This window comes from Rhizobium indigoferae (genome assembly GCF_034554815.1).
Taxonomy (GTDB): domain Bacteria; phylum Pseudomonadota; class Alphaproteobacteria; order Rhizobiales; family Rhizobiaceae; genus Rhizobium; species Rhizobium leguminosarum.
Window position 1 is genome coordinate 624,551 of record NZ_CP140635.1, and the last position, 13,158, is coordinate 637,708.

General features: G+C 62.0%; 11 protein-coding genes. 3 read left to right on the plus strand and 8 right to left on the minus strand.

From position 1 onward, the window contains the following. Nucleotides 1-251: 251 nt before the first annotated feature. Nucleotides 252-1,202 carry an IS110 family RNA-guided transposase gene (locus tag U5G49_RS03080; RefSeq protein ID WP_322790906.1) on the plus strand — a complete coding sequence of 317 codons (951 nt, stop codon included), beginning with the start codon at nt 252-254 and terminating at the stop codon, nt 1,200-1,202. A 37-nt stretch (nt 1,203-1,239) separates the two neighbouring features. Here U5G49_RS03080 and ribB read toward each other — a convergent pair whose 3' ends face one another. The 3 genes from ribB to U5G49_RS03095 all read right to left on the minus strand — a co-directional run bounded on the left by ribB (nt 1,240) and on the right by U5G49_RS03095 (nt 6,866). Next, nucleotides 1,240-2,343 carry a 3,4-dihydroxy-2-butanone-4-phosphate synthase gene (ribB, locus tag U5G49_RS03085; protein ID WP_018245075.1) on the minus strand — a complete coding sequence of 368 codons (1,104 nt, stop codon included), beginning with the start codon at nt 2,341-2,343 and terminating at the stop codon, nt 1,240-1,242. A 13-nt stretch (nt 2,344-2,356) separates the two neighbouring features. Then, entirely contained in the window at nt 2,357-3,454 is a 1,098-nt protein-coding gene (gene aroC, locus U5G49_RS03090) for a chorismate synthase (protein WP_018516574.1), read from the minus strand. Nucleotides 3,455-3,686: 232 nt separating this feature from the next. After that, complete coding sequence (locus U5G49_RS03095; RefSeq protein WP_193444417.1) at nt 3,687-6,866, minus strand: bifunctional diguanylate cyclase/phosphodiesterase; 3,180 nt, start codon at nt 6,864-6,866, stop codon at nt 3,687-3,689. A gap of 244 nt (nt 6,867-7,110) precedes the next feature. On the opposite strand from U5G49_RS03095, the gene U5G49_RS03100 reads away from it, so the two are divergent. Further along, on the plus strand, nt 7,111-7,371 hold the full coding sequence (locus U5G49_RS03100) for a DUF1344 domain-containing protein (RefSeq protein ID WP_018449305.1): 261 nt from the start codon (nt 7,111-7,113) through the stop codon (nt 7,369-7,371). A 126-nt stretch (nt 7,372-7,497) separates the two neighbouring features. Here the strand turns inward: U5G49_RS03100 and U5G49_RS03105 are convergent, their stop codons facing one another. The 4 genes from U5G49_RS03105 to U5G49_RS03120 all read right to left on the minus strand — a co-directional run bounded on the left by U5G49_RS03105 (nt 7,498) and on the right by U5G49_RS03120 (nt 11,353). Then, a complete protein-coding gene (locus U5G49_RS03105) occupies nt 7,498-8,088 on the minus strand; it encodes a histidine phosphatase family protein (RefSeq protein ID WP_193444418.1) in 591 nt (196 codons plus the stop codon). Nucleotides 8,089-8,112: 24 nt separating this feature from the next. After that, on the minus strand, nt 8,113-8,931 hold the full coding sequence (fabI, locus tag U5G49_RS03110; protein WP_018245080.1) for an enoyl-ACP reductase FabI: 819 nt from the start codon (nt 8,929-8,931) through the stop codon (nt 8,113-8,115). A gap of 121 nt (nt 8,932-9,052) precedes the next feature. Further along, a complete protein-coding gene (locus U5G49_RS03115; RefSeq protein WP_193444419.1) occupies nt 9,053-10,270 on the minus strand; it encodes a J domain-containing protein in 1,218 nt (405 codons plus the stop codon). 624 nt (nt 10,271-10,894) lie between these two features. After that, nucleotides 10,895-11,353, minus strand: coding sequence for an RT0821/Lpp0805 family surface protein (locus U5G49_RS03120; RefSeq protein ID WP_018245082.1), 459 nt, complete (start codon nt 11,351-11,353; stop codon nt 10,895-10,897). Between the two features lie 65 nt (nt 11,354-11,418). Here U5G49_RS03120 and pdxH point away from each other — a divergent pair, with 65 nt between their 5' ends. Further along, nucleotides 11,419-12,039 carry a pyridoxamine 5'-phosphate oxidase gene (gene pdxH, locus U5G49_RS03125; protein ID WP_018245083.1) on the plus strand — a complete coding sequence of 207 codons (621 nt, stop codon included), beginning with the start codon at nt 11,419-11,421 and terminating at the stop codon, nt 12,037-12,039. Nucleotides 12,040-12,044: 5 nt separating this feature from the next. Here pdxH and U5G49_RS03130 read toward each other — a convergent pair whose 3' ends face one another. Further along, nucleotides 12,045-13,082, minus strand: a complete 1,038-nt coding sequence (locus U5G49_RS03130; protein WP_193444420.1) for a polysaccharide deacetylase family protein — start codon at nt 13,080-13,082, stop codon at nt 12,045-12,047. Nucleotides 13,083-13,158: the final 76 nt, after the last annotated feature.

Genomic DNA, 13,158 nt, shown 5'->3' on the forward strand with positions numbered 1-13,158 from the left:
AGCGCAAGCGAAGCGCAATGAATGGCGTGCCGTGTGGCCCCCTCATCCGCCCTACGGGCACCTTCTTGGATGACAGGAATGTAGGATACTAACGCTTCCGGGCGGGTGGCCGCCCGCCCGGAAGCTGGTTGTCGGATCGTCACCTTCTTAGCCGTTTGGGGCTGTGGGGAGCAGGATCGCAACCGGCTCTTCATCTGGCCCGTGTGGTTGCAGGAACCTTGGGGTTCGTATCCAAGACAGGGACGACGAAGATGACAGATAATAGCATGATCTGTGCCGGAATCGATGTCGGCAAAAGCCATCTCGACATTGCCATCCATCCCGACGACGCAAGGCTGAGGGTGACGTACGACACCGCTGGTCTGAAGGCGCTTGACGCTTTCCTTCAAGAGCATGACGTCAGTCGCATCGGCTTCGAAGCCTCCGGTGGCTATGAATGGCGGCTGATGGTGCATCTGCGGGCCGGCAAGCGACCGGCGGCGCGTCTGCAGCCAGCGCAATTGCGGTTCTTCGCCAAGAGCCGGCTTCGGCGGGCAAAGAACGACCGGCTCGATGCCGCGCTGATTGCGCTCTTCACTGCAAGTCTCGAGCAGTTGCCGGCACTGCCGGACGCACGCTTCGACAGCTTGGCGGCCGAACTGACCTATGTGGAACAGATCGAGCAGCAGATCGCGCTGGTGAAGACCTTTGCCGAGACCGCCTTGTCGGAGGCCGTCAAACGCCGTCACGCGCGCGAGATCGCCCGGCTCGAAACCTGCCGCAAGGCCCGTCTGCTGCGGCTCGAAAAGACGGTTCGCGACGATTGTGACCTGGCCCGGCGGCTCGATCTGCTGATCTCCATCAAGGGGATCGGGCTGCGCAGCGCGCTGTGCCTGATCATTCGGCTGCCCGAACTCGGCCATGCCGGCCGTGCCGAGATCGCCGCCCTTGCCGGCGTCGCACCCTATGACGACGATAGTGGAAAACATCATGGCAGACGCCGCATCCAGGGTGGCCGCGAACGCCTGCGCAAGAGCTTGTTCATGTGCGCCTTCACGGCAACCCGGCACAATCCGGATCTCGCGTCGTTCTATGCGCGCTTGCGCAGCAACGGCAAGGAACACCTGTGCGCCGTCATAGCCGTCGCCCGCAAACTCATCATCCTCGCCAATGCCATCCTCATTCGAAACACCGAATGGACGCCACAATACCAGCAAAATTGAAACATGGTTGCTCCCCGAGGGGCGAAGGGAAAAGCCTTTAGCAGATCTCCGTCGTGCTGATCTTGATGCCGAAACCTTCGAGGCCGACATAGTGGCGCTCGCGGCTGGTGAGCAGTTTGATCGAGCTGACGCCGAGATCCCTGAGGATCTGGGCGCCGAGGCCGATTTCCAGCCACTCGCTGTCGCGCGTCTGGGCCTCGGCATGGGCTTCGCGGCCCTGGTTGCGGGCCTTGCGGCCGTTGTCGTGGTGGCCGACGCCGACCGAGCCTTCGCGCAGATAGACGATGACGCCGCGGCCTTGCTCGGCAATCTTCTGCATGTAGAAATCGACCGGGCTGTTCTTGCCGAAGAGATCATCGGCGACATTCTCCGGATGCAGGCGCACCGGGATGTCGACACCGTCGCGGATGTCGCCGAAGACGACGGCGAGATGCTGCATCGGGTCCCAGGGCAGGGAATAGGTATGGGCCTTGGCTTTGCCGAACGGCGTCTCGATGTCGAAGCTGGTGCCGAGCTCGATCAGCGTTTCCTTGCGCTGGCGATAGGCGATCAGATCGGCGACGGAAACAAGCTTCAGCCCGTGCTGTTCGGCAAAGTCCACCACCTCCGGGCCGCGGGTGACGGTGCCGTCGTCGTTGACGAGTTCTGAGATAACGCCGATCAGCGGCAGGCCGGCGAGCTTGCAGAGGTCGACGGCAGCTTCCGTATGGCCGGAGCGCATCAGCACGCCGCCTTCGCGGGAAACCAGCGGGAAAATGTGGCCGGGACGGACGAAATCGGAAGCGCCGACATTCGGATTGGCGAGGTTGCGCACCGTCAGCGTCCGGTCGTCGGCGGAGATGCCGGTCGTCGTGCCGTGCTTGAAATCGACCGAGACGGTGAAGGCCGTCGTATGGGCCGAATCGTTTTCCGCCACCATGGCGTTGAGGTTGAGGCGCTTGGCCTCTTCCTTCGGCATCGGCGCGCAGACGATGCCGGAGGTGTGGCGCACGATGAAGGCCATCTTCTCAGGTGTGCAATGCACGGCAGCGACGATCAGGTCGCCTTCGTTCTCGCGGTCATTGTCGTCCATGACGACGACGATCTCGCCGGCCTCGAAGGCCCGGATGGCGTCGACGACACGCTTCTGGTCATAAGACATGGGACGAGCGCTCCTATTTCAGACGGCCGGTCTGGCCGCGGTCGCGAAGATAATGATCGGCGACGGCGCAGGCGACCATCGCCTCGCCGATCGGCACGGCGCGGATGCCGACGCAAGGGTCGTGTCGGCCCTTGGTGCGGATATCGACATTCTTGCCCTCCGCATCGATCGACTGGCGTTCGGTCAGGATCGAGGAGGTCGGCTTGACGGCGAAACGCGCCACCACCGGCTGCCCGGTGGAGATGCCGCCGAGAATACCGCCGGCATTGTTGGAAAGGAAGATCGGCGTGCCGTCATTGCCCATGCGCATCTCGTCGGCATTGTCTTCGCCTGACGTTTCGGCGGCGGCAAAACCATTGCCGATTTCGACGCCCTTGACGGCGTTGATCGACATCAGCAGCGAGGCGATATCCTGGTCGAGCTTGGCATAGATCGGCGCGCCGAGGCCGGCCGGCACACCTTCGGCGATCACCTCGATGACTGCGCCGATCGAGGAGCCGTTCTTGCGGATGCCGTCGAGATATTCCTCCCAGACCGGCACGATCGCGGCATCGGGCGAGAAGAACGGGTTCTGATCGACCTGGTCCCAATCCCAGTTGCGGCGATTGATCTTGTGTTTGCCGATCTGCACCAGCGCGCCGCGCACGGTAACGCCTGGCACGACAAGGCGGGCGATGCCGCCGGCGGCAACCCGCGCAGCGGTTTCGCGCGCCGAGGAGCGGCCGCCGCCGCGATAGTCGCGAATGCCATATTTGAGGTCATAGGTATAATCGGCATGGCCGGGGCGATATTGCTTGGCGATCTCGCCGTAATCCTTGGAGCGCTGGTCGGTGTTTTCGATCAGCATGGAGATCGGCGTGCCGGTGGTCGTCATCGTCTCGCCATCGGCGTCCAGCATGACGCCGGACAGAACCTTCACCAGATCATCCTCGCGCCGCTGCGTCACGAAGCGGGATTGTCCGGGCTTGCGCTTGTCGAGCCAGACCTGCAGGTCTTCGAGCTTGAAGCGCAGCCCCGGAGGGCAGCCGTCGACGACGCAGCCGAGCGCCGGACCATGGCTTTCGCCCCAGGTGGTTACGCGGAAAAGGTGACCGAATGTATTGTGCGACATGTGTTCCCACGGTGGCGCGCCAAAGCCGGTCGCTGCCGGCCGCGCCATTGCTTGAAAAGGCGCGACACTCATAGGCCAAAAACTCGCCGAGGCAAAAGCCTTTCTTTGCGCCAAACCACCAGCTCAGGAAATGCTGTTTCCGTTCGTTGTCGGGGATGGACGGCGCATCCTGCCGCCACTCTCTCTGCGCGGGCGGGGAGGGGTAAGGACGAGGCCGATCGGCAGGCGGCGATCACGAGGCCAGCCGCCACCCCGTTCCTGTGGCTTCGTTGGTGAAATCGTCGAAGGAGAGCGGCCGCGAGAAGGCATAGCCCTGCAGGATGTCGCAGCCGAGATCGCGCAGCAGTGCGGCATGGGCTGCCGTCTCCACTCCTTCGGCCACCGTCTCGACGCCGAGCGAGCGGGCGATCTCGATGATCGAGCTGACGAGTGCGCGCTCCTGCGAGGCATTGACGATCGGCTGCACCAGCTGCCGGTCGATCTTCAGGCGCTTGGGCTTCAGCTTCAACAGGCTGACGATCGAGGTATGACCGGTGCCGAAATCGTCGATCTCGATATCGATGCCGAGCGCCTTGATGCGCTCGAGATTCTGCGAGACGACGTCCTCGCTCTCGTCGAGGAAGATCGATTCCACCAGTTCGAAGGAGATTTCGCCTGGACGGATATGCAGGTCGGCGAGCGATTCCAACAGGCTGCCGTCGTGCAGCCGCCGGGCCGAAACATTGACCGAGACCTTGGGCACGGCAATGCCGCGCGCCGTCCAGCGCATCTTGTCGCGCAGCGCCGTTTCCAGCACGATCCGGTCGAGCATCTGCACGACATTGATCTCGTCGGCGATGCGCAGGAACTTGTCGGGCGTCAGCAGTCCCTTGGACGGATGCTTCCAGCGCACCAGCGCCTCGACGCCGGTCAGTTCCATCGTCCGGGCGCAGAACTGCGGCTGATACCAGGCGGTGAATTCGCCATTGTCGATGCCGGCGAGGATCTCGTCGGCCGTACGCTTGGTGTTGATGATATCGGCCTGGAGATTGTGATTGAAGAATTCGAAGCGGTTGCGGCCCATGCTCTTGGCGCGGTAGAGCGCGATGTCGGCATTGATCAGCACCTTGCGCGCATCGACATGGATGCCGTTGGCGAGTGCAATGCCGATCGACACGCCGCAGCGGCAGGAAAAGCCCTGGAAATCGATCGGCTGGCGCATCTCCTCGATGATCCGTGTCGAAAGCTGCGCCATCTCCTTGTCGCCGACGTCGAGGGCGAGGATGACGAATTCGTCGCCGCCGATGCGCGCGACGATATCGCTGCCGCGGACATTCTTGGCGAGCACCTTCGAGGCGTGCACCAGCATTGCATCGCCGGCGGCATGGCCGAGCGTGTCGTTGATGTCCTTGAAGCGGTCGAGATCGATGTGCAGGATCGAGAATTTCTGCCGCTGCTGCCGGCCGTCATGGGTGAGATTTTCGAGTGCGATGTCGAGCTTGCGGCGGTTGGCGAGTGCGGTCAGCGGGTCGTGCAGCGAATTGTGCTCGATCCTGTTCTTGACAAGTTCGAGCTCGATATTCTTGGCGACCGCCTCGTCCTTGGCGGCCTTCAGCCGGATCGTCATCAGCACGTCTTCGGTGGCATCGAAGGCGATGCCCATGATCTTCATCTCCCCGGTCCCCGTCTGGTGGACCTTGCCGACCGAGCGCACATAGCGCACCGAGCCGTCGTCGACGATCACCCGGCAGACGAGGGTGTGCGTATCGCCGTTGCGCTTGAAGTGACGCGCGCTTTCGAGCGCCAGGCTCCGGTCCTCGGGGTGGATGCGGCTAAGCCAGATCTCCTCGGTCATGAAGCCGTTGCGCGGCGCAAGCCCGTAGAGCTCGTGCATCCGCTCGTTCCAGATCGAGCCGCCGAGGCCGGGCCGCGCCTCCCATATGCCGCACTGATAGGAGTTGAGCGCCAGGTCGAGCCGGCTGGAAAGCTCGGCGAGCTGGCCCTCGCGGCTTGAGAGCTCTTCAAGCGCCAGCTCCAGCTCGGCATTCTTGACCTCGCTCATATCCTTGGCCTTGCGCAGCGTGTCGGTGGTCACCGCATCGGCGGTCACGTCCCAGACGATGCCGATCGTCTTGCTGACGCCGCCGGCATCCGTATAGAAGGCGCCGACCGAGCGCAGGTGGCGGATGCCACCGTCGCCAAGCAGGATGCGGTACTGCGCCGTGCAGGCAGCGCCGGCAATGCTGCAGCTGAAGAAATGCACTTCGGCGGTTTCACGATCCTCGGGCAGGATCGCCGCCAGCCATTCGTCGAGCGGCCGGCTTCCTTCTGCCGCCGCTTTGCCGTGCAGAGCCGCTGCGCGGGCGTCCCAGAGCAGGCTGCTCGAATGATCCTCCAGCTCCCAGATGCCGATATTGGAGGATTCCAGCGCCAGATTGAGCCGCTGCGACAGTTCCAGCAATTTTGCCTCGCGCCTCTCCAGCGCGGTAATATTGCGATTGCGCTCGCCGAGCAGAAGGGTGGCGAAGAAGATCGGCACGATGATGATGAAGCCGGCGGCAAGGATGATCAGACGCAACTCGGTGCGGTTTTCGGGTATCGCGTTCCAGCCGCTGTTCGGGACCGCGGAAAGCTCCCACTTGCCGCCGGCAAAGCCGATCTTCTGGCGCATCGGATGCTTGTCATCGATATCGGACGAACCGAAGAACGGCGGCGGCAGAGCCGCATTGGTCGCGGCCGCCGCGCCGATATCGCGGATGGCGATCGAAAGATGGTCGAGATGCGGATAGCGTTCCCGGTTCTCGCGGTCGCGTGCCGGCATCAGCCCGGTCGCCTGGTAGAACATCGTCTGGTCGATGGCGACCTCGACTGCGCCCCAGAGCCGCCGCTCGCCGTTCTCCCTGACGAAAACCGGGAAGAAGATGGCAAAGGCGTCGCGGCTATCAATGCTGATCGGGCCGTAGAAGCGCGCCGACTGGTCGCCGGCCGCGCTGGTCATCACCTGGCGGAAGAAGAGAGTTTCGCGCACGTCGCGGCCGATCCGCTCATTGCCGGATTGCGGCGGGTGGATGTCGCGGACGATGAAATCAGGGGCGACGGCGATATGAATGAAGGACGGGTTCTGGATCAGCAGCCAGTTGATCTGGCGCTCCATCTCCTCTCCGTTGGCCGCGCTGAGGGAGATCAGGTTCGTAAGGTCGCGGACGACGCTGAGGTCCAAATTGATCTCGGCCATCACCCGGGCGCGGATCAGATTCGTCTCGTTTTCGGTGCGGATATGAAGTTCGCGCACATAAGACGCAGTATTGGCCCGGTCGAGGCCGAAGCCGACCATGATGACGACGAGGGCGACAAGCGACGAAACCAGAAACGAAACGCGAGTATTCTTCAACACGCGCCGCAACTGCTTGCTGTCGCTGAGCCTGGATAGCAAAATGAAACTCCCCTGTTGGCGAGCAACTGTAGGACGCGCGGGTTAATTTACGATTGCCCGCCGGCGATGCCGAAAAATCGTGTGAAGGGAAAAACCGCGGGTTAACGCGGTATCTTGATTATATTTAAAATCCTATTCATCAATTGGGCGGGAAAAGCCATTCTTACGGGCAATTTTCGCCATATTCAGGAGCTTATCTGTGGCCAGTCATGTTCTCGTGCAGCGTCTTAAAAGGATTGTCGCCATGCGTTTCGTCGTCGCCACGCTTTTGGCAACAGCAAGCTTCCTGTCACCGATGAGCGGTTTTGCCGAGAGCGCCGATGTCGAGGCGACGATCAAGAAGGTCGACACAACAAACCTCGTGCTGACGCTCGATGACGGCAAGACTTATCAGGCGCCTGAGGAATTCAATTTCGACGGCCTCGAAGCCGGCGTGAAGGTGATCGTCTTCTATACCGAGGTCGACGGCAAACGCGTCATCAACGATCTCGACATCGTCAAATAGGCAGTTCTCTGGAGACCGATCAGGTGAGGTAAGCGCCGATCGCTGCAACCTCCCTGGACCGCACAGGCCAAACAGCTCGTTCGCATTCCAATCCGACCTGTTGAGCGCATCGCTGACTGGCACTGCCTAGAGCCAGACGATCGTCCGCTCAGCGGTTTCGATCCTGATGATCCGGTCCTGCGGGATCGCGCCTTCAGCAGCAGTGCTTTTCGGCAGGTCGGCGATCGTCTGGAAAAGCGTGCGGATGACGCCGCCATGGGTGACGCAAACCGTCGGACGATCGACGGAGTTCAGCCATGAGCCGGTCCGCCAGGAGAGGATTTCATAGCTTTCCGCATCATCGCCGGGCGGGATGAAATCCCATTTCGAGGCATTGCGTTCCGCCACCCGCTCACGCTGCGTCGCCTTCAGCTCCTTGATTGTCGAGCCCTCCCAGTCGCCGAAGGAAATTTCCACCAGCCTCGGATCGGTACGATAGGCGAGCGGTGGCAGGCCCATGGCGGTGCGCATGATCTCCATGGTCGCGCGTGTGCGTCCGAGCGGGCTGGCGACGAAATCGAATTGGTCGATCGTGTCGCCGAGAATCCCGGCAAGCGCGATGCCGTTCTGCCGGGCCTGTTCCAGGCCCGTGGCATTCATCGGGATATCCTTCTGACCCTGCAGGCGGCGCTCGGCATTCCAGGCGGTCTGGCCGTGTCTGATCACGTAGATAAGCACGGTCTCAGCTCCGCTCGAAATGCTCTAGTCCTTGATGACGGAAATGTCGGGCGCGTCGACCGCCTTCATGCCGATGACATGATAGCCGCTGTCGGCATGGTGCACTTCGCCGGTGACGGAGCGCGACAGGTCCGACAGGAGATAGAGGCCGACATCGCCGACTTCCTCGATGGTGACGGTACGGCGCAGCGGCGCGTTATATTCGTTCCACTTCAGAATGTAGCGGAAATCGCCGATGCCCGAGGCGGCAAGCGTCTTGATCGGTCCGGCCGAGACGGCGTTGACGCGGATGTTCTGCGGCCCGAGGTCGACGGCGAGATACTTGACGCTCGCTTCGAGCGCGGCCTTGGCCACACCCATGACGTTATAGTTCGGCATCACCTTTTCGGCGCCGTAATAGGTCAGCGTCAGCATGGCGCCGCCATCCGTCATCAGCTTCTCGGCGCGGCGTGCGACCGAAGTGAAGGAATAGACGGAGATCTGCATCGTCTTGGCGAAGTTGTCGGCCGAGGTGTCGACGTAGCGGCCGGTCAGCTCGTCCTTGTCGGAAAAGCCGATCGCATGCACGAGGAAATCGATCTTGCCCCACAGCTTTTCGACGTTCCCGAAAACCTCGTCGATGGTGGCTTCGTCGGCGACGTCACAGTGGCCGACGAGCGTCGCGCCGATTTCGGCGGCAAGCGGCTCGACACGCTTCTTCAGCGCATCGCCCTGATAGGTGAACGCGACTTCCCCACCCTGCGCATGAATGGCCTTGGCAATACCCCACGCAATCGAACGATTGTTGGCGACACCCATGATGACGCCGCGTTTGCCTGCCATGAGGCCGGATGCTTGAGCCATATTTCGCTCCCTAGGATTCTGATCGATCCTGCCTATGGCATAGGCCGTTAATCGGTTCAAGCTTGGCCGGGATCATCAACTGTTAGGGATCGTAATAAAGGGTGCGAATGTCATAAAAATTTCATAGGAACAGGCCTTCGCGCATGCTCCGCATGAGATCGGTGATTTTATCGTCGGGTTTTTCCCACAAGATAATGCGCAATTCGACAACGAGATCGCCTCTGCCGCCCTCTTCGCGGGGCAATCCCTGGCCGGGAATTCTAACCGTCTTGTCCGAGCCGGACCATGCCGGGATCGTCACGTTCAGCGGCCCGCTCGGTCCTTCGATGCGGGCTTCGGTGCCGAGCACGGCATTTTCGATGCTGAGCGGCAGCACGGCGTGCAGATCGAAACCGTCGACCGTGAAGCGCGGATCTGGCGCGATGCGAATGTTGATGACGGCGTCGCCGCGCTGCAGGCCCGGCAGTTTGAAGCCCTGTCCCTTGAGCCTGATCTCGTGACCGTCGGTCGTGCCGGCCGGCAATGCGAAGCCGATTTCGCGGCCCTCCGGCAGGGACGCAGTGATCCAGCCGCTCTTTAACACGTCGTCGATCGTCACCGTCGCCGTCGTCACCTCATCCGGTGCCTTTTCGAGGCCCGTATCCTTGGCGCCGGTGAAACGGCGCACCAGTGATGTCAGGATGCTGAGCGGCAGCGACAGGTTGGCGGCGGCATTTGCCGCAGCTTCGCCGGCTTCCTCGTCGCCCTTGCTGTCGGCCTCGGCGGCATCGCCATCCATGCGCTTGCCGGCGTCGCCCTGGGCGTTTTGTGTCTGCTGATTTTGGGCTTGCTGATATTGCGTCTGCTGGGTGCGACCCTGCGCCTGGCCACTGGCAGCTGCGCGGGCCTGGGCGCCGAAAATGCGATCCACCATCTCGTCGGCGGCCTCAGCGGAACCTGCCTGTTGCCTGGAGCCGTCGGCGGCAGCCTTCTGGGCGGCGCGCGCCAATTCTTCCATCACGCGCTCGGCATTGGCCTGCGCCGCCTTGGCGCGCACGGCCGCCTCGCGGGCGGCCTGGCGCTGCTGCATGATCGTCTGTTCATGCTTCTTGGCTTCGGCCATCCGCAGGGCATTGTCGAACAGGCTGCGCTTGCGCGGATCCTTCAGCGTTTCATAGGCGCGGCCGATCTCGGCGAACCGGGCCGTCGCTGTCGGATCGTCCTGATTGTGATCGGGATGGGCTGATTTGGCCATGTTGCGCCAAGCCGCCTTGATCTCGTCTACTGCCGCGTCGCGCCTGACGCCCAGAATTTTATAAGGATCGCGCATGTCAAAACCGCCGGTGTTGCGATGCGGCAAGCCTCGTCCTTGCCCGGCATCCCCGTCCAATAAAACGTGTGTGGCGCCACCCGCCACAAAGGCAGGAAGAACCACTCTCAACGCCGATCCTGCGGCGGAGTTGCTAATCACTTGTTATTTCTGTGGAGACATGTGGGGTGTTTCGCGGCGAATGGTTAGCTCTTTGCTAAGCATTGGGCAGAAAGCGGCCGCGCGTTAACCTGTTGGCGACGGCGGCCCGCGTCTTTTCGAACGCGCAAAGGGACGCTGTAATATTTTGAACTACCTTAGAGCCTTTCCGGGTTAGATTGAAGCATTCTGTTGGCTCAAACGGAGTCGGATGGTCGACCGGTCGGCGCGCGTCGTAGCCAAGCTCTACGGCCAAGCCGGCCGGTCGATCAGCCGGCCCGTTTCAGCCAACCCTCCCGCAGATTTGCCGGGCAAATCTGCAAGACTTTAGAATCGCCGGACGCACCTATTGCTTCGCATGGCGAAGCAGTGCGGCCGGTGGGCCGGGCATCTTTCCGCCAGGATCAAAGGCGATTGGCTCGGACGTACCAGGAGGTATGCCCCAATCGCCTTTGCCCTGACGAAAACCTGCTCCGGCAGAATGCTTCAATCTAACCCGGAAAGGCTCTAGGAAGATCAGCTCTCCGGCTGGAAACTCAGAAGCTGCCAGTTGCCGCCGCCGACGAGGCAGGTCTTGCCGTAGAATTTGGCGATGCCGACATAGGAATGCCGGGTCGTGCGGAACTGGCGGCAGACCTGGCCGGACTCGTTGTTCTCGACGATCGTATCGATGACACCGGCACTGCCCGTCGATGCATTTGCCCAAGGAAGCGGCTGGCCCTCGAGCCTTTGCACATCGGCCGAGGTGACGGCATTGCGCACGGTCATCTCGTCGGAAAGCGTGTCGGTGCTCGGCGGTGTCTGCGGCACGGTGCCGGTTGCCACCGACCGGTCGACCTTGGCGTCACTCAAGAAATCCATACCGCCGCCGACGCAGCCGGAAAGCGATAACATCGCGGTGCTGATGACGAAGAACGCGCGGCTGCGTCGCCGCAGGCCCTTTGTATGGCGAGATGACTTTGTTATGACTTCCACCCTGCATCCTGTCCAGTTATCAAAAGCTGGGCGAGTTTTGAATAATCCGGGGCATTTGAACCAATATGTCGGCAAACGAGTTAACAAGCGGTGACTTTACCGAAAGTGGCGAACCCTTCAAGCTCTTTGCCGAATGGCTGAAAGAAGCCGAGGCGTCCGAGCCCAATGACCCGAATGCGGTGGCGCTGGCAACGGTCGATGAGGATGGTCTTCCCAATGTCCGCATGGTTCTCCTGAAGGGATTCGACGACAACGGTTTCGTCTTTTACACCAATTTCGAGAGCCAGAAAGGCCGCGAAATTCTTGGCCAGAAAAAGGCTGCCATGTGCTTTCACTGGAAAAGCCTGCGCCGCCAGGTGAGGCTGCGCGGCCCCGTCGAGATCGTCACCGATGCCGAAGCGGACGACTATTTCAAGACGCGCGCGCGCGGCAGCCGCATTGGCGCCTGGGCCTCCAAACAATCCCGTCCGCTCGAAAGTCGATTCGCGCTGGAAAAGGCCGTGGCCGAATATACCGCGCGCTATGCCATCGGCGAGATTCCGCGCCCCGCCCACTGGTCGGGCTTCCGCATCCGGCCGACCTCGATCGAATTCTGGAAGGACCAGAAATTCCGCCTGCACGACCGGGTCGAATTCCGCCGGCCATCACCGGAAGGCGAATGGGACAAGGTGCGGATGTATCCGTAACGAGCTTATCGGCCCATCAGCTTCAGCGGTATGCCGGAGGCAAGCGCCGAGACGTAGCGTCGCTTCTGGTAGAAGCCGTTGAGCGAAATGCGCGGGAGATAGCCGGTCAGCTTCGCTGCCGGCAGCCCGGGTTGCGTGGTGACCGCGAGGGTAAAGCCGAGATTGCGAGCGATGCGCGCCTCGCGGGCGGTCGCAGCGTCCGGCGTGCCATAGGGATAGGCGATCGTCTCGGGATGGATACCGGTCACCGCTTCGAGGTAATCGGCCGAAGCCTGCATTTCTATTCGTGCTTCGGCTTCCGGCAGCCGGGCCAGTGCGCGGTGGCTGATCGTATGGGCGCCGAGCGTTGCGAGCGGATGTGCCGCCAGCCATTGCAATTCGCCCGGTCCCATCACCAGTTCGCGCACAATATCTGTCGGCTCGATGCCGTTTTCCCGCGCCAGCAGATCGATGGCGGCGACGGCGCCCGCCTCGTCGGAGCGATGGATATAAGCGGCGAAGCGGTCGAAGGCATGCCATTGCTGCTGCGGCATGTCGAGCGCGAGCCGCTCCATGCCGCGGCCGAAATCGAAACGGATTTCCGGCACCTGGCGCAAGAGGATCGCCAGCGTCTCCCACCAGATGCTGTGGGAGCCCTCGGCAAAACCCTTGGCGACGAATACCGTGAACGGCGCTTGATGTCGCTCGAATACCGGCAACGCATGCTCCAGATTATTGCTGTATCCGTCGTCGAGCGTGAAGGCAGCAAACGGCGCTCCACTCTCGGGCTCCGCCAGCAGCACCGGCACCTCGCCGAGCGGCACGAAACGATAACCCTCCCGCCGCAGCCGCCGCAGCGCCGCGTCGAGAAAGCGCGGGGTGATTTCGAGATGCGCATTCGGTTCGAAGGCCTCTGGCACGTGCGGGCGGACATGATGCAGCGTGAAGACGACGCCGCGCCCGCGCGCTTCCTGCATCAGCCCGGCCGAGGCGAGCAGCCAGGAAACCTCGAGCCCGGCGCCGATCGCTGCGCGTTTTGCCAGTCGCTTGAATTGTCCCGTCATGCGGCGCCCGTCCCTTGCCTTTGCTGGAAACTAGCAAGTGCGACTTAAGCCTTGCTGAATCCCTGTTCGGAACAGG

Coding starts and splice junctions, on each gene's coding strand:
- U5G49_RS03080 (WP_322790906.1), top strand. CDS start 252: ATGACAGATAATAGCATGATCTGTGCCGGAATCGATGTCGGCAAAAGC.
- ribB (WP_018245075.1), bottom strand. CDS start 2,343: ATGTCTTATGACCAGAAGCGTGTCGTCGACGCCATCCGGGCCTTCGAG.
- aroC (WP_018516574.1), bottom strand. CDS start 3,454: ATGTCGCACAATACATTCGGTCACCTTTTCCGCGTAACCACCTGGGGC.
- U5G49_RS03100 (WP_018449305.1), top strand. CDS start 7,111: ATGCGTTTCGTCGTCGCCACGCTTTTGGCAACAGCAAGCTTCCTGTCA.
- fabI (WP_018245080.1), bottom strand. CDS start 8,931: ATGGCTCAAGCATCCGGCCTCATGGCAGGCAAACGCGGCGTCATCATG.
- pdxH (WP_018245083.1), top strand. CDS start 11,419: ATGTCGGCAAACGAGTTAACAAGCGGTGACTTTACCGAAAGTGGCGAA.
- U5G49_RS03130 (WP_193444420.1), bottom strand. CDS start 13,082: ATGACGGGACAATTCAAGCGACTGGCAAAACGCGCAGCGATCGGCGCC.